The organism is Chitinophaga niabensis, from assembly GCF_900129465.1.
Lineage (GTDB): Bacteria > Bacteroidota > Bacteroidia > Chitinophagales > Chitinophagaceae > Chitinophaga > Chitinophaga niabensis.
Genome location: NZ_FSRA01000001.1, coordinates 2,315,003 through 2,331,209, shown reverse-complemented (window position 1 = coordinate 2,331,209; position 16,207 = coordinate 2,315,003). Strand labels below are relative to the sequence as shown.

The window sequence follows — 16,207 nt, the reverse complement described above, 5'->3', positions numbered from 1 at the left end:
AATTTCTGATATTTAGTGCCTGGGGTATGTAATTAATAAAATATGCAATTATTCGTAACATGTTATATCACGAAAGTGCTATTTATTTACCTGCGGGCACGGGGAATTGTGAATCTGCATGTTCAAGGGTTTCATTTACAATAATATAGGTATAGTGTATAAAATCTACTTGGGATATTGTTCTAATCCTTTATTTTTGCCAACGACCGGGTTTTGCTAAAAGAATTAGTAATGGGCCGGGGCGATCCCCTCCCAACGGTTTCAACATCAAGCGATTAATAGAAAGACTATGGCAGAAGATAATAAGTTACATGCCTATACGGAAGACTCCATCCGCTCGCTGGACTGGCGCGAACATATCCGCCTCCGCCCGGGTATGTACATCGGTAAACTGGGAGACGGCAGCAGCATGGACGACGGGATCTACATCCTGATCAAAGAGGTGGTGGATAACTGTATCGATGAGCATATGATGGGATTTGGTAAACAGGTGGATATCAAGGTGTCTGAACACAGCGTAACAGTCAGGGACTACGGCCGGGGTATTCCCCTGGGCAAAGTGGTGGATGTAGTGAGTAAGATCAATACCGGTGCTAAATACGACAGTAAAGCCTTCCAGAAATCCGTAGGTTTGAACGGGGTGGGTACCAAAGCGGTGAATGCCCTCTCCAGTTATTTTAAAGTTACCTCCTTCAGGGAAGGGAAAGCCAAGGCAGCCGAATTTGAAAGAGGTGTATTGCTGAAAGACCATAAAGAAGCCAGTACTTCTGAAACCAATGGTACCCTGGTTACTTTTTCCCCTGACGATACCGTATTTAAGAACTATCAATATATACCTGACTTCCTGGAGAACCAGATCTGGAACTATTGTTTCCTGAATGCGGGGCTCACCATCAATTTCAATGGTCAGAAATATATTTCCAAAAACGGCTTGCTGGACCTCCTGCAAAGGAAAACCACCGCAGAGGACCTGCGTTACCCTATCATTCACCTCAAAGGAGAAGATATAGAGGTAGCCATTACCCACGAAAACTCCTACGGCGAAGAATATTATTCCTTCGTGAACGGGCAGCATACCACCCAGGGTGGTACGCACCTTGCCGCCTTCCGGGAAGCATTCGTGAAAACCGTGCGTGATTTCTTCAAGAAAGATTACGATGCCACCGATATCCGCGGCTCCATCTGCGCCGCTATTTCAGTAAGGGTGCAGGAACCGGTGTTTGAAAGCCAGACCAAGACCAAACTGGGATCAATTGCCGTAGCAGAAGGCGGGCAGTCCATGAAGAACTTTGTGCTGGAATTCCTGACCAAACAACTGGACGATTACCTGCATAAGAACCCTTCCGTGGCAGATGCCATGAAAAAGCGGATAGAACAAAGTGAAAGGGAAAGGAAGGAACTGGCCGGTATCAAAAAGCTGGCAAACGACAGGGCGAAGAAAGCAAACCTGCACAATAAGAAACTGCGTGATTGCCGCGTTCACATGAATGAGGAGTACACCGGAAAAAATAAGGAGGACATGCTCACCCGCCAGCAGGAAACCACCCTGTTCATCACAGAGGGCGATTCTGCGAGCGGCTCCATCACCAAATCCCGCAATGTGGAAACACAGGCGGTGTTCAGCTTAAGAGGTAAACCCCTCAACTGTTACGGCCTTACCAAAAAGATCGTGTACGAGAATGAGGAATTTAACCTCCTGCAACACGCACTGAACATAGAGGAAGGACTGGAAGGATTACGTTATAATAATATTGTGATCGCTACGGATGCAGACGTGGATGGTATGCACATCCGCCTGCTGATGCTCACCTTCTTCCTGCAGTTTTTCCCCGATCTTGTGAAGAACGGGCATATCTACATCCTGGAAACACCGCTTTTCAGGGTGCGTAATAAACAGGAAACGATCTATTGTTATAGTGAAGACGAAAAGCTGAAGGCGGTGAAAAAACTCGGTGGCAAACCAGAGATCACCCGGTTCAAAGGATTGGGAGAAATATCTCCGGATGAATTTGGCCAGTTCATTGGTGAAGACATGCGCAAAGAGCCGATCATTCCGGCGAAAGACATGCCTGTAGCCAAGATGTTGGAATATTACATGGGTAAGAATACACAACACCGCCAGGATTTTATTATTGGTAACCTTAGAAGTGAAAAAGACCTGGCAGATGCAGTGCCGGTGAGTTAAGAATTTAAAGTATGATACTACATATTGTATTTGGGCAATCATCTGAAGCTAACCTCAAAGCCGCTTTTGATCTGGATCCGCAGTTAGCGGGTGAAATACTGTGTTTTGAAGACGACCTTGCGGTAGGCCCCTTATTTATCCTGGACACGCCGGAAGGCAGAACCGCCCGCCGGGAGTGGTGGAACAATATGCTGGAAATACCGGCAGTTGTACCGGCAGAAGGAGAAGAAGTGGCACCACCGGAAGATCCCGTGAGATCGCTGAAGGGCAGGCTCAGAGAAGAAGAGGAGCTGGAAGTTTGGATCTGGGCAGGGCAGAACGCCTGCGATGTATCCGGTTATTTCTGGCTGATCAGCCAACTGGACCGCTTCTCCGGACGTATCCACCTGGTGTACCTGAACAACCTTCCTTTCCTCAATGAGAAGAATGGCGTGTTTTATCCTACCCATCTCAGCCAGATCTTACCAAAGGAATTCATCAAAGCCAAAAAGCTGGCCCGCGAAGTATCGCTGGCAGAATTTGAACTGGATGGAGATGAATGGCACCGCCTGATGAATGAGAACGCCGGCATCCGTTTATTGGAAGGAGGAAAGAAACTGAGAGGGGAACCTGCCAGCTTTTTTGATAAAGACCTGCTGCAGGCTACTTCTAAAGAGTTCCAGAAAGCCAACAAAGTGATCGTACAGGTGACTGGTAAGTTCAAATACCCGGTAATGGACCAGTTCCTTTCCTGGCGTATCAAAGAATTGATCAAAGAAGGAAAGATAGAAAGTAAGGGCGAGTTGAAAACGATGCGTGACTTTGAAGTAAAATTACCGGGTGGTAGTGCTGAAGCCGCCGCCGCAAGTCCCGTTGAAAACGCATAAAACCTATGGCACAGATCAGTATTACTCCCTTAAACCTGATAGGCTCTGATGACAGGGGCCAGGGCTACGAATGGCAAACATTCCGCACCGGCACTTTCATTCTCTGTTACCGCAACGCCGGTTCCAGCAGCGGGCAGCATTATCATGAAGGGAACAGTGATTACAAGAACCCCGAGATCATGTACCTGCTCAGCGGAAAAGCTGCTTTGCACTGGTGCCCCATAACAGAAAGTGAATTGCGGACGGAGATCATCGAAGCACCGGCAAGAGTGGAGATTGCCATCCATATATGGCACGAACTGGAAGCGCTGACAGATTGTTCTTTCATAGAACTGAATACACTGGATGATGTGAAACAGGATTCCGTGAGGATCTGGAGGAATGATTTCCTGGCTGGCAGAAGGACCGCATCATTATAATTAAAGAAAGTTTTTAAAGGATCATATGAGTAACACAATCGAATCACCGGAAGAATCGCTGCATGGCAGAGAGCACGTAGATGACAAGTATAAAGGCTGGTTCCTGGACTACGCATCCTATGTTATCCTGGAGCGCGCAGTACCGGGGGTAGAAGATGGTTTTAAACCTGTTCAACGCCGCATCATGCATGCCATGAAGGAAATGGATGATGGCCGTTTTAACAAGGTGGCTAACGTGATCGGGCAAACAATGCAGTATCACCCGCATGGTGATGCTTCCATTACAGATGCCATGGTGAACCTGGGGCAGAAAGAACTGCTGATAGAAACCCAGGGTAACTGGGGAGATATCCGCACCGGAGATGATGCTGCCGCAGCGCGTTATATCGAGGCCCGCCTCTCCAAATTTGCACTGGATGTAGCCTTCAACCCCAAAACCACTACCTGGCAGCTCAGCTACGACGGCAGAAAGAACGAACCGCTCCACCTGCCCATGAAATTCCCGCTGCTGCTGGCACAAGGCGCAGAGGGTATTGCTGTAGGTTTGAGCACCAAGATATTACCACATAACTTCAATGAGCTGATAGATGCTTCCATCAAATACCTCAGAGGCAGAAAGTTTGAACTCTACCCGGATTTCCTGACGGGCGGTATGATAGATATAGCCAGCTACAACGATGGTAAAAGAGGTGGTAAAGTGCGCGTAAGGGCACATATTGAAGAGAAAGACAAAAAGACCCTGCTGATCAAAGATGTACCCTATGGCGTTACCACCACGGCCCTCATGGAATCCATCGTGAAGGCCAACGACAATGGTAAGATCAAGATCAAAAAGGTAATAGATAATACGGCGAAGGAAGTAGAGATAGAAGTGCAGCTGGCACCCGGTATTTCGCCGGATATCACCATCGATGCCTTGTACGCATTCACGGACTGTGAAGTGTCCATTTCCCCGAATGCCTGCGTGATCATTGATGAAAAGCCCCGCTTTATCACCGTTACAGAACTGCTGAAATACGCCACAGATTATACCAAAGAACTGCTGAAGCGGGAACTGGAGATAAAACTGGCGGAACTGGAAGAGAAGTGGCATTACACCTCACTGGAAAAGATCTTCTTCGAGAAAGGCATCTATAAGGAACTGGAACAAAAGCACAAGGACTGGGAAGCCGTTCTGGTAGCAATAGACAAAGGTTTCGCTCCTTATAAGAAGAACCTGAAACGCGCGATAGAAAGAGAAGATATCCTCAAATTAACGGAAAAGCCTGTACGCAGGATCTACCGCCTGGATATCAATGAACTTACGGAGCAGATCAAAAACATCGAAGCAGAGATCAAAGAGGTAAAACATAACCTTGCTAACCTTACTGACTTTGCGGTGCAATATTATGAAGGCCTGCAGAAGAAGTATGGTAAAGGCCGCGAACGCAAAACGGAGATCAAGGTATTTGATACCATCCAGGTGCAGCAGGTAGCCATTGCCAATACCAAGATCTATGTTAACCGTGCCGATGGTTTTATCGGGACCTCTTTAAAGAAAGATGAATTTGTAGCAGATTGTTCTGACCTGGATAACATCATCGTGTTCCGCAGGGATGGCAAGATGCTGGTGACCAAGGTGGCAGATAAAACCTTTGTGGGCAAGGATATCATTCATATAGATGTATTCCGCAAAGGCGATGAACGCATGACCTATAACATGATCTATGTTGACAATAAAACGGGGTACAGTCTTGCCAAACGTTTTAATGTAACAGGGATCACACGTGATAAGGAATACGATCTCACGAAAGGGGAGAAGAATTCCAAAGTGCATTATTTCAGTGCCAACCCTAACGGGGAAGCAGAAGTAGTGACCGTACGCCTCAGCCCGAACTGTGCCGCCAAGAAAAAGGAATTTGACTTCTACTTCGAAACGATTCCCATTAAAGGCCGCAGCTCCATGGGTAATGTGGTAACCAAATACCCGATCAAGAGCGTGAAGTTCAAAGAAAAAGGTGTTTCCACTTTATCCGGTATCAAGATCTGGTATGATGATGCAGTGGGCAGGCTGAATACCGAACAGCGTGGTTTATATGTAGGCAGTTTTGAAGGAGATGATAAGATCCTGGTGTTCTATAAGAACGGTACATATGAACTCACTAATTACGAGATCACCAACCGTTACGAATCCAACGATGCAGTGTACATAGAGAAGTTCAATCCGGAGAAGGTGGTTACGGCCATTTATTTTGATGGGGACAAGAAACAGTACAATGCCAAACGTTTTGTGATTGAAACACAGACATTGAACAACAAGTTCCTCTTTATCAAAGAAGGCGCGCACAATCACCTTGAACTGGTGACCACACAGGCAGAACCCATTGTGCTGTTAAGGACCGGTAAGAAACGTGATCCGGAAGAAGAAGAAATTTCCCTCCATGAAACCATTGAGGTAACCGGCTGGAAAGCTGTAGGGACCAAGGTGGCGGGAGACGACTTCATAGATGTGGAACTGCTGACGGAAGATGAGGAAGAGGCGCCACCTGAAGAGGAAGGCAATGTACAGGGGGAACTGTTCTAAACAGATCAAACACAAACCTGGCTGATTACAGCCGGCTGTTGAACATATCACACCGAATACCGGGCTTCATGTCCGGTATTTTTTTGTACTTTTGTAACCAAACGGTTTCAAGATGAGAAGAGATGTATTCCAGGCGATCGCAGACCCAACCCGCAGAGAGATCATCAGCCTGCTGGCCAACCAATCCCTGAACCTGAACGCAGTAGCAGAGAACTTTGATATCAGCAGGCCTGCTATATCCAAACACATCAGGATATTGACAGAATGTGGCCTGGTAACCATTAAACAGCAAGGGCGGGAACGTTTCTGCCATGCAGAGTTACAGCAATTGAGACAGGTATCCGAGTGGGCAGAAAAATACCGTGTTTTCTGGACGAAGAAACTGGATGCCTTAGAGGATTTCCTGGAAAAGGAACAAGGCCGGAAGAAAAAGAAATAGCTGAAGCGTGCAATGCAACGGCGGCTGAATAATGAGCTAAAGCCGGGCTCAAAAGAACCTTTATTAGTCTTTCTTCTTTTTCTTCCCTTTTTTAGCCGCTTCTGCTGCTTTTGCAGCTTCTTCCTCCTGGATCTCAAAATCCATCTTCGGCTTTACATAATCTGTTCTTTTCTTATCCGCAGGCTGCCCGATGGGATATTTACCCAGTTGTAATGCGTCGTGGAACACCTTCTCCACGTGTACCCATCTGCCGGCCTGCCATTTGAAACCCTCATAATCAAGATCGGGAATGTAAGTGTATTTCTTCAGCGGCTCATTGGTTTCAGAGATAAGGTGATCAAAGATGATCATATCCATTTCAGCATCATAGTTCATGGCTGCCACCGCTTCCCTTTTGTATTCAATGAAGAAGCGGTTACGCGCAGGTTTAGGCACCGTATCTTCTGCAAAGCTGAAGAAGGGCCCGCCAAATACAGGTTCTCCGTTCTTAAATGTCAGCATTTCAATCACTTTCTTCTGGCTGGTCTGGGAATTGGCATCCCATCCGAAAAGCGTATAATACTCCGCATTGAAATAGCGCTTTTGTATCATGGCATAATACAGGCAACCGATCCAACCCCTGTTGTTGGTGATGGTATCCATATTTTTGGAGAAGTCGGAATTATCGAACAGCGGGAAGAGCTTTAAAGCGCCGTCTTTCGTGTTCATCTGTATCACCCCGAAGTGGCGGAAAGTACTGTTGTCATTTTCCAGCGGCCAGGTAAAGATGCGGAAAGTACTATCCTGCGGATAGATCTTAGCTACTGTTTTGAGGGAATCGAAAGGGTAGTAGTAGGAATAGCTGGTTTTGAGGGCATTGACCAGCTGGGGAATGAAGTAATCGTTACGTTCTTCGCGCACGCTTTGTTCCTTTCCGTTGATCACATCATAACTGATAGCACGCAGGGAATCCTGCAGCTTATCCAGCGCAGCCCTGTCTGCCGGAGACAGCCGTTGAGCCACAGCGGAAAAGGAGGAGAAACTAAGCAGTATGATAAAAAGACGTTTCATAGTAAGGTATAACATTAAATTCCGCAGATTATTGTGTGTCTGTTAAAGATCCAAGCGAATCCGCGAAGTGTTCCCAGGAATATAATTGCTTCTGTTCCCTGATAAAACTACTGAAAACCTCCGGAGGTTGTGCGAGGAAGCGCAGAATACCATCTGCGATAGATTTTGAGTCTAGCGCCACTACATAACCCGCTTTTCCATCGGGTACAATTTCCGGCAATCCGCCTACGGCTGTTACCAGCATGGGTTTCTCAAAATGATAGGCCATCTGGGAAATGCCACTCTGGGTAGCTGTTTTATAGGGTTGTACAATCAGATCAGCCGCTGAGAAATAGTATTTCACTTCCTCATTCGGAATGAAATCCGAGCATATCTTTACCTGGTCAGTGATCAGGTGATCGTACTTTTTACGGTCTTCATAGAATTCTCCCGCCACCACCAGTTCCAGGTTCTCAATAGCTTGGATACGCCGGTCTGCAAAGGCTTCCAGCAGGAGGTCTAATCCTTTGTAGGCACGGATAAAACCAAAGAACAGCAGGTATCTTTTATTCGCATCCCAGCCCAGGTGTTGTTTTGCAACGGTTGCAGGAACAGGGTCGCCAAAGCTGTCGTATACCGGGTGCGGGGAATACACCACCGGTTTATTGGTGAGTTGTTTGATATCAGCCAGTACTTCTTTACTGAGGGTAATAAAAGCATGGCACTGATTCACGAAATAACGGGTGAAGGGCTTGTCTCCCGGCCGTTTTTCATGAGGGATAAGGTTATGTACCAGGCCAATGATCCGGGAGTGTTTATTCTTACGGATGATACTGGCAATGGTGCCCAATGCAGGGCCCATTAACGGCAGCCAGTAAGCGATGATCACGATATCCGGCTTTTCTTTCCTGATCCTGCTGCCGGTCTTTAGCCAGTTGAGGGGATTCATGGAATGAACAGTCCGCTCGATGTGCAGCCCATCCGGCGCGGGGCCATCCGCATACTGCGTTTTGCCGGGGAACATAAAACCCGGGTATTGAAAGGAAAAGGTGTGAATGCTCACTTCATTGCCCTGTGCTGTCAGTTGACGGGCAAGGCGCTCATTAAAAGCAGCCAGCCCGCCCCGTAAGGGATGGGCCGGACCTATGATCACAATTTTTTTGTGCTGCAGTTTCGTCATCTTTCCAATGTTTCTTCCACCAGGTAAGCGTTGCGCTCCGGTGCATTGCGATTCACCATTTCCGCGAGGAAGCCCGTCAGGAAAAGCTGTGAACCGATGATCAGTAATAGCATAGCCAGGAAAAAGATCGGTCTTTCCGTCATTTTGTATTGCAGGTAGAAGATCTTTTCAATGGTGAGGTAGAAGGCGATGGCAAAACCGATGATGAAGAACAGCGTGCCCAGTGCGCCAAAGAAATGCATGGGGCGTTTGCCGAATCTTCCGACAAAGGTGATGGATGCGAGGTCCAGGAACCCGTTCACAAAACGTTCCAGCCCGAATTTGGTGGTACCGTATTTGCGTTTGCGGTGTTCCACCACTTTTTCGCCGATCTTCCGGAAGCCGCTCCATTTGGCGATCACAGGGATATAGCGATGCATTTCGCCATACACCTCGATCGTTTTCACCACTTTATTCTTGTAGGATTTCAGGCCGCAGTTGAAGTCGTGCAGCTTGATACCGCTCATTTTCACCGTGGCCCAGTTGAATAGTTTGGAAGGAATATTTTTAGTGAGGGTGTTATCGTAGCGTACTTTTTTCCAGCCGCTTACGAGATCGAACCCATCTTCTTTGATCATTTTGTAAAGGCCCGGAATTTCATCAGGACTATCCTGCAGGTCCGCATCCATGGTGATCACCACATCGCCTTTGGCTTTGCGGAAACCTTCATTTAAAGCGGCGGATTTTCCGTAGTTACGTTGAAATTTGATGCCTTTGATATGCGGGTTTTCAGCAGACAGGTTACGGATCACTTCCCAGGATTCGTCCGTACTGCCATCGTCCACCATCCATACTTCATAGGAATAGTTGTTCTCCTGCATCACACGTGCGATCCAGGCTGCCAGTTCCGGCAGTGATTCTTCTTCGTTTTTTAAAGGAACGATTACGGATATGTCCATTAGTTTATTTCTTTCTTTTTACGATGGCTGCGCCTATGAGAGAGGCAACTACCCCAATCAACAGGTCAAGGAAAACAATGCCACCTACTGCAACTACGAGGAAGTATTTTTCCATCCATTCTCTGCCTGCTGCTACCTGGTCCGCGGTAGCTCCAGCGTCAAGCTGCTGCTTGGTACTGAATTCGATCATTGATTCTTTGTAGCTGGGCACAAGCAGGTAAAATATGATATAGACCAGGGTAAAGAGTACCGTGATCACTGCCGTTGTTTTGAAACCGTTGGCAAATACCTGGCCGAAAGTAACATCTCCGCCGTTGATCTTGCTGAAGTTGATGCAGCTAAGGATAATAATGATACCCAAAATGAGGACAGACCCCCATTTGAAAGCTGCATTGTCAGGCGCCACTTTGGCAAACCATTGACTCAGGAACAATACAACACAGATAGCTGTACCGATGAGGCCGTAAGTAATATGATTTTTGTTTTCCATAATAGGGTATTTAGGATTACAAGTTAAGGTAAGATTGCTTGTTATTGAACACCCCCAGCACTTTACCCTTCAGTTCGGTATTGAGCAGGGGAGAGTTTTTGCTTTTGGAACCGATCTCCTTATCCGTAAAGGTATAGGTGGTATCCGGCTCAAACCAGGTGAGGTTGGCGGGTTCCCCTTTGGCAATGATCACATTTGGGAGGCCAAAGATGCTCCTGGGGGCAGTGCTCAGCAGTTCTGTGAGCTTTTCCAGGCCCAGGTCCGGCAGGGCTGTGCGGAGTGCGCCGAAACAGCTTTCCAGCCCTATCATGCCGTGTTTGGCATATTCAAATTCCACTTGTTTGGCGTCCCAGTCCTGTGGCTGATGGTGGGTAGCGATACAATCGATCACCCCGTTACGGATGGCATCTTTAAGCGCATTCACATCGTCCTGGCTCCTCAGTGGCGGATTTACCTTCAGGAAACTGTTGTAAGTACCCAGGTCTGCATCCGTGAAGAGCAGGTGGTAGGGGGTTACAGAGCAGGTCACTTTTAGTCCGTCTGCCTTTGCTGCGGCAATCAGTTCCACGCTTTGGCGGGTGCTGATGCCTGTGAAGTGGATATTGGAATCGGTATATTTAGCCAGTTCAATATCCCTGCGGAGCATAATTTCCTCTGCGATGGCCGGTTTGCCCGGCATGCCCAGCTGGGTGGAGTGGATCCCTTCGTGCATGAGGCCATGGCCGGAAATGCTGGTATCGTCAGGGATCTGTATGATGGTGCCGTTGAAAGCTTTAACGTATTGGAGGGCTTTGAGCATGATACCGGAAGACTGAACGGGTTTAAGACCGTCAGAGAAGGCAACTGCGCCGGTTTGCCGCATTTCGTACATTTCCGCCAGGGTAGTGCCTTCTACGTTTTTGCTGATGGCGCCGATGGGGAGTACGTTCACCACGCCGTAGCGGGTTTTGCTGAGTACGTATTCTATCTGGGTTTTGGTGTAAAGGGAGGGTTGGGTATTGGGCACGATCATTACCGTTGTGAAGCCTCCTTTCGCTGCTGCAGTGGCTCCGCTGCCCAGATCTTCCTTGTATTCCTGGCCGGGGTCGCAAAAATGTGCAAAAACATCCATCCATCCGGCGCTAACGTGAAGGTTCTTTCCGGAGATCTCTTTCACGTTATCTGCCTTGATATTGGTGGCGATATCAGTGATGATCCCGTTTTGTATAAGAATATCATTTGTTTGCCCGTGAAAAGGGGAGAGAGGTGCTACTATCCTGACGTTTTTGAGTAAAATGTCCATTGCAGAAAAAGTGATCTTTTTGTTTTATCCCAGTCAGGTGCAAATGTAAGCATTTATGCTTTCGTCTGTTCCCTGAAATTGGGATAAAAAGGGGGCTAATAATTTTTATAAATCAAATTAATGTTTACTTTTGCATCCCGTCAAATAGAACGGGTACCGGTTTTCGGGACGTAGCGCAGCCCGGTAGCGCGCTTGCATGGGGTGCAAGAGGTCGCTAGTTCGAATCTAGTCGTCCCGACAAGCTTTAGGCTGTATCAGAAATGGTATGGCCTTTTTTTGTGTCTTGTCACTTCTTCCTTCTTCAATTAAGAAATAACCCAATCTGGCCCCTTCACCTTCAATTTGGGGTATAAATGGGTTATGGAAAAAGGACTCCTAAAGGAGAGATAAGCATAGATAACCATTTGGGTAGGATAAGATTACGATGGAGGCATAATAAGCAAAGGCATCAGTTAAACCTGCCTTATTCTTATACCCCAGAAAATATCCACTATGCTACAGTAAAAGCAGCAGAAATCAAGCTTGATATAATGAAAGGGTACTTTGATCCTTCATTAGAAAAGTACAAACCTCCTGTAACAATTAAGCCAGCAAAGGTCAAAACCTTAGAAGAATTACCAGCAGTTATTGCAGGGCCTGTACATCTTCTCTTTCTTCACGAACTGGCAGCAAAATTTAATGTTTGGGGTAATAACATCAGGAATATTGATGTGGAAAATTCCATTGACTATCTATATACAAGGAAGGTGCTGGAAAAATGGGTAGATGTACCAATCGAACTTATAGCAGAAAAGCTGAATGCAGAAGATTGGGCTGTTACTACTTATAACAGAAGATTACACTATCTGAAAACCTTCTTTATCTGGCTTCTGACTAATGGGATTATTACGCAAAACTATTTAGCTGATGTATGTAGGAAAAAGGATAAGAATAAGAAGAAAACTGCCAGAAGAGAGCCTATCTCTGAAAAGGAGATTTCCAGCTTTTTAAAAGCTATAAGGAATGATACATATTGTCCTCCTGCATCCAGGTTTAAACACTCTTACTACTATCCTTTCCTTCTATTCATATTTCATACTGGTGTAAGGAATGCAGAAGCTATAGGGCTAAGGGTGAGGCACATTGACCTTGAGAAAGGGCAGATTGAAATTTCAGAGGCTTTTGCTCGTACTATAAAAGGGGCTAATCATGCTGCAAGGATCAGGAAGGATACCAAGATGGGGAATACTAGATATTTACCCATGAGTGATGACCTGAGACTACTTCTTATACCCCAGATGGAAATGAAGGCACCTGATGACTTTGTATTCTTATCACCTTATGGTCTATCAATCGATGATAGAATGCTGCAAAGGAGAATATTTAAGCCTGTAATGATAAAGCTGGGTATTGGAGATAAGGACTTGTATGTGGCTAGACATTGTTTTGGAACAAGAGCAGTGCAACAAGGTATGCCTGTTACTGATGTTGCCTATTTAATGGGGCATAGTACTATAGAGACAGCTATGAGGAATTATGTCAGTGTAAATAAGCCTGCTGTTAGCCTTCCTGCAATCAATTTGAGCAGGAACTAACAGTTTGGTGGTTCTAATATTTAAAAAATTATTCAATGAGTGATATTTCCAGCCTTATACTTTCGCTTCCTTTAATTCTATTATTATGCTGGATAATTGGTGGAGTAATCCTTTCGTGGTCTAACTGTAATAATTATCCCAGGCGCTTAAAGGATACTATAATTGAAGTGGTTATAGGCTTTGTTGTGCTGTTGCTTACTTGGTTCTCATTAAAAATGTAGCGTGTATTTAGCATTTTGTGTACGAGGTAGGCTGTCAGTTAGTTGTAAAGTATGACTACCCCACTGTAATAATGCAAATTTGTCAGACCAACCAACCATCCTGTACCTTATTTCCCCCAAATACGTCACTAATTGCCCTATTGGATTAACGTTTGATAGCCTTGTTATACTTAAAGCGTGACTAAATGGCAAACACTGTACTATTTGTACCTAATAATATAAATATTAATGGTTTGGTGGATAAAGGGGAAATGTCCATCAAACCATTTAAAAAGGATAAGCTGCTTTACTTATTAAATGTAATAACAGAAATCCCTGCTAATAACAAGGATATTGAATTGAAGAATGGCTTTATCCCTATAAATGCAACCATTTTAAAGAACATCCTTGGTAGCAATTATCTGGATTACATTAAGCTATTGCTTGATGAAGGAATTATAGAGTGTGATAATCAGTATGTAGTCGATGAAAAATCAAAGGGATATAGGTTTACAGAGCAATACCAGACAAGTGTTATCCCAACTGAAATTACTGATTTTACCCTTCAAAAAAAACTAATAGCTAATAGGAAAAACAAGATCATAAAAAGAGGCAATAGGAATATAGGCAAAACAAGGGAGATAAAAACAATAGGTAAAAAGCAGCTTTTTGCTATACCTCCCTATGATAAGGCTTATACTAAAGGGGTTTACAAATGGTATGAGGATGGTGGATTGGAGATTGATGATAAATTGGCAAATGAATATGCAGAGAAGGTGTTTAAATATAAGAAAGCAGATAAAAGTAGATGGGATACTGATCATAAAACAGGTAGGGTAAAGCACCCATTTAATCAGAATGCCAATATGGTGAGAAATATCTACAGGGTAAAGAATGGAGATTTAGACCCACATACAGATGATAACGTTCATAGGCTTCATTCTGTGTTAACCTATAGCAAGAAGGAAATTAGGCATGCATTAAGTTACAAAGGTGAAAGTTTGGTTGCTATAGATCTGTCAAATTCACAGCCATATTTAAGCACAATCTTATTCAATCCTGAATTTTGGGAAAACAAAAATCCTAACTTATCGATATCTAACCTATACCTCCCTATAACTACCATATTTCCTACAACACATAAACATAAATATTTCATTAAGTTTCTTAAAAGTACATCAACCCCTTTATTATCAAGCATTCCAGCTGATCTTAAAGAATTTATAGATGCTGTATCCAGTGGAAGGTTTTATGAAAAATTCCAAAAGAATATTTTGGAGAAAACAGGAGATAAGTTAGATATACAAAAAGAATTGAAACCTTTGATGTTCATGGTGCTATTCACAGACAATAGGTTTTTAGGCCAAAAGGAGGCTGGATATAAGAGGTTATTTAAGGAAACATACCCAACAGTCTATAATTGTTTTAAATTGATTAAATCAGCCCAGAAAGAGAATCTGCCAATATTATTGCAGCAGATAGAAAGTTACATCTTTTTAAAAAGGATTGGTTTGAGAATAGCCAAAGAACATCCCAATGTTCCATTCTGGACAATCCATGATTCAGTAGTAACTACTCTTACCCATGTAGATCTGGTAGAAAAGGTAGCCATTGAGGAACTGGAAAAGTGTATTGGTTTAAAGCCAAGTATGAAAAGGGAATACTGGGGGAAGGGAGTGTTACTAAGGGAAATTTTAAGAATGAATTATGGGAATATGGCTGAAATGCTTAACTATACAGGGTTGGGGTGGTATTTAGGAAAGATAATGTAATTATTATTTATATAGGTATATTTAGTAAATATTGTGTATAAGGTATTGTTAGTTTATAAATTATAAATATGTTATTAAGAGGGAAGAAGGTTACTGAACTTTTAAATGCAGATATTTTGTCGTTAATAGACGATCAGATTCCTGAATCTCTAACTCTAGATTATAAAAGGGATTTTAAGCTAAAAGATGATGGTGAAAAATCAGAGTTTTTAGCTGATATAACTGCTTTTCACAATACAGAAGGGGGGATAATTATTTTTGGTCTAGAGGATGAAAAGAATGAGAATAATCAGAATACAGGAATCCCTAAATTACCTTCTGAAAATGGAGTTCTTATAGATAATTATGACAATGAGAAAAATAAAATTGAGGAAATTGTCAGAAATAGTACAGATCCTCAACTGAACCATTTAGCCTTTAGTGAACTATTGGTAGTTAATGGATGTAAAGTATTTGCAATATCTATTCCTAAAAATCTATCATTACCTACAAGGGTGAGTTTCAGAAAATCTAGTAAATTCTATAGAAGAGGAAATGCTGGGAAATATTTACTTGGCACTCATGAATTATATAGCCTTTTTATTAAAAATATGGAAATAAGAGAAAAAGCGAAAGAATTTATTTATTCTAGGATAAATGAAGTTCGCAATAATCATTTCTGGGATAATATTGGTTTAGTGCCAGGAATTTTAATACATATTATTCCATTGTCAAACATGGGTAATTCTACTTTAGAATTCTTGCCAAGTACTGCACAAAATGATATGATTCAGATGCTGTCTCCTATTATGTCAGAAGGATATAATTATAATCATTGTTTTGAGGGGTTTATTATTCATTCTCATCCATATAATGACCTTTATTCTTATAATTTAATCTTTAGAGATGGTTCTATTGAAATTTTCACTACAGGTGTTTTTAGCCAAGATGGAAGTGGTTACTATAGCTTGTCTGGAGAACTATTAGCTAGTTGTTTGCTAGAACAGTTAAAGAAAGCATTTGTTTATTTTTCTACAATAGAAGTTGAAGGCCCTTTTTGTATCTCTTTGGCTCTGAATAATTTAGAGGGAGTGCCTTTTTCTGGAAGTTACAGGCAAAGAAAAAGCTTTAGAACTCCCAATATTCAGTTTCCTGTTATAGTTATTCAGTCTTTTGAGCAAGATTTTAAGAAGGCAATAGCTTCTATGTTTCATGTAATATGGCAAAGTGCTGGATATGAAATGTGCCCTTCTGATATTCTTCAAAAAATATGACCTTTAATACAAACAGT

General features: G+C 43.7%; 13 protein-coding genes and 1 tRNA gene. 9 read left to right on the top strand and 5 right to left on the bottom strand.

Translation table 11 applies throughout. The features are described from left to right. Window positions 1–289 precede the first annotated feature (289 nt). From BUR42_RS09015 to BUR42_RS08995, 5 genes are all read left to right on the top strand, one after another. The gene (locus BUR42_RS09015; protein WP_074238915.1) at window positions 290–2,185 is read left to right on the top strand and encodes a DNA topoisomerase IV subunit B; all 1,896 of its coding nucleotides are present in this window, start codon (window positions 290–292) and stop codon (window positions 2,183–2,185) included. 11 nt (window positions 2,186–2,196) lie between these two features. After that, complete coding sequence (locus BUR42_RS09010) at window positions 2,197–3,051, top strand: DUF1835 domain-containing protein (RefSeq protein ID WP_084185472.1); 855 nt, start codon at window positions 2,197–2,199, stop codon at window positions 3,049–3,051. 5 nt (window positions 3,052–3,056) lie between these two features. Then, window positions 3,057–3,470 carry a hypothetical protein gene (locus BUR42_RS09005; RefSeq protein ID WP_074238914.1) on the top strand — a complete coding sequence of 138 codons (414 nt, stop codon included), beginning with the start codon at window positions 3,057–3,059 and terminating at the stop codon, window positions 3,468–3,470. A 25-nt stretch (window positions 3,471–3,495) separates the two neighbouring features. Then, window positions 3,496–6,033 carry a DNA gyrase/topoisomerase IV subunit A gene (locus tag BUR42_RS09000; RefSeq protein ID WP_074238913.1) on the top strand — a complete coding sequence of 846 codons (2,538 nt, stop codon included), beginning with the start codon at window positions 3,496–3,498 and terminating at the stop codon, window positions 6,031–6,033. Between the two features lie 112 nt (window positions 6,034–6,145). Beyond that, on the top strand, window positions 6,146–6,472 hold the full coding sequence (locus BUR42_RS08995) for an ArsR/SmtB family transcription factor (protein ID WP_074238912.1): 327 nt from the start codon (window positions 6,146–6,148) through the stop codon (window positions 6,470–6,472). A gap of 63 nt (window positions 6,473–6,535) precedes the next feature. Here BUR42_RS08995 and BUR42_RS08990 read toward each other — a convergent pair whose 3' ends face one another. The 5 genes from BUR42_RS08990 to BUR42_RS08970 are packed head-to-tail and all read right to left on the bottom strand — an operon-like array spanning window position 6,536 to window position 11,391. Further along, a complete protein-coding gene (locus BUR42_RS08990) occupies window positions 6,536–7,522 on the bottom strand; it encodes a hypothetical protein (protein WP_143197394.1) in 987 nt (328 codons plus the stop codon). A gap of 28 nt (window positions 7,523–7,550) precedes the next feature. Further along, entirely contained in the window at window positions 7,551–8,681 is a 1,131-nt protein-coding gene (locus tag BUR42_RS08985) for a glycosyltransferase (RefSeq protein ID WP_074238910.1), read from the bottom strand. After that, a complete protein-coding gene (locus BUR42_RS08980; RefSeq protein WP_074238909.1) occupies window positions 8,678–9,619 on the bottom strand; it encodes a glycosyltransferase family 2 protein in 942 nt (313 codons plus the stop codon). The genes BUR42_RS08985 and BUR42_RS08980 overlap by 4 nt, the downstream gene beginning before the upstream one ends. A 4-nt stretch (window positions 9,620–9,623) precedes the next feature. Beyond that, a complete protein-coding gene (locus tag BUR42_RS08975) occupies window positions 9,624–10,109 on the bottom strand; it encodes a DUF4199 domain-containing protein (RefSeq protein WP_074238908.1) in 486 nt (161 codons plus the stop codon). Between the two features lie 16 nt (window positions 10,110–10,125). After that, window positions 10,126–11,391, bottom strand: coding sequence for a dihydroorotase (locus tag BUR42_RS08970; protein WP_074238907.1), 1,266 nt, complete (start codon window positions 11,389–11,391; stop codon window positions 10,126–10,128). A gap of 164 nt (window positions 11,392–11,555) precedes the next feature. On the opposite strand from BUR42_RS08970, the gene BUR42_RS08965 reads away from it, so the two are divergent. The 4 genes from BUR42_RS08965 (at window position 11,556) to BUR42_RS08950 (ending at window position 16,190) form a co-directional block, all read left to right on the top strand. Further along, a tRNA-Pro gene (locus BUR42_RS08965) sits at window positions 11,556–11,629 on the top strand. A gap of 115 nt (window positions 11,630–11,744) precedes the next feature. Beyond that, on the top strand, window positions 11,745–12,965 hold the full coding sequence (locus tag BUR42_RS08960) for a tyrosine-type recombinase/integrase (RefSeq protein WP_074238906.1): 1,221 nt from the start codon (window positions 11,745–11,747) through the stop codon (window positions 12,963–12,965). A 406-nt stretch (window positions 12,966–13,371) separates the two neighbouring features. Further along, window positions 13,372–14,937 (top strand): hypothetical protein, encoded by a 1,566-nt coding sequence (locus BUR42_RS08955; RefSeq protein WP_074238905.1) that lies wholly within the window; start codon window positions 13,372–13,374, stop codon window positions 14,935–14,937. A gap of 68 nt (window positions 14,938–15,005) precedes the next feature. Beyond that, window positions 15,006–16,190 (top strand): AlbA family DNA-binding domain-containing protein, encoded by a 1,185-nt coding sequence (locus tag BUR42_RS08950; RefSeq protein ID WP_074238904.1) that lies wholly within the window; start codon window positions 15,006–15,008, stop codon window positions 16,188–16,190. Window positions 16,191–16,207: the final 17 nt, after the last annotated feature.

Excerpts from the sequence above, each read along its gene's own strand:
- BUR42_RS09015 (WP_074238915.1), top strand. The coding sequence starts at position 290 with ATGGCAGAAGATAATAAGTTACATGCCTATACGGAAGACTCCATCCGC.
- BUR42_RS09010 (WP_084185472.1), top strand. The coding sequence starts at position 2,197 with ATGATACTACATATTGTATTTGGGCAATCATCTGAAGCTAACCTCAAA.
- BUR42_RS09005 (WP_074238914.1), top strand. The coding sequence starts at position 3,057 with ATGGCACAGATCAGTATTACTCCCTTAAACCTGATAGGCTCTGATGAC.
- BUR42_RS09000 (WP_074238913.1), top strand. The coding sequence starts at position 3,496 with ATGAGTAACACAATCGAATCACCGGAAGAATCGCTGCATGGCAGAGAG.
- BUR42_RS08995 (WP_074238912.1), top strand. The coding sequence starts at position 6,146 with ATGAGAAGAGATGTATTCCAGGCGATCGCAGACCCAACCCGCAGAGAG.
- BUR42_RS08990 (WP_143197394.1), bottom strand. The coding sequence starts at position 7,522 with ATGAAACGTCTTTTTATCATACTGCTTAGTTTCTCCTCCTTTTCCGCT.
- BUR42_RS08985 (WP_074238910.1), bottom strand. The coding sequence starts at position 8,681 with ATGACGAAACTGCAGCACAAAAAAATTGTGATCATAGGTCCGGCCCAT.
- BUR42_RS08980 (WP_074238909.1), bottom strand. The coding sequence starts at position 9,619 with ATGGACATATCCGTAATCGTTCCTTTAAAAAACGAAGAAGAATCACTG.
- BUR42_RS08975 (WP_074238908.1), bottom strand. The coding sequence starts at position 10,109 with ATGGAAAACAAAAATCATATTACTTACGGCCTCATCGGTACAGCTATC.
- BUR42_RS08970 (WP_074238907.1), bottom strand. The coding sequence starts at position 11,391 with ATGGACATTTTACTCAAAAACGTCAGGATAGTAGCACCTCTCTCCCCT.
- BUR42_RS08960 (WP_074238906.1), top strand. The coding sequence starts at position 11,745 with ATGGGTTATGGAAAAAGGACTCCTAAAGGAGAGATAAGCATAGATAAC.
- BUR42_RS08955 (WP_074238905.1), top strand. The coding sequence starts at position 13,372 with ATGGCAAACACTGTACTATTTGTACCTAATAATATAAATATTAATGGT.
- BUR42_RS08950 (WP_074238904.1), top strand. The coding sequence starts at position 15,006 with ATGTTATTAAGAGGGAAGAAGGTTACTGAACTTTTAAATGCAGATATT.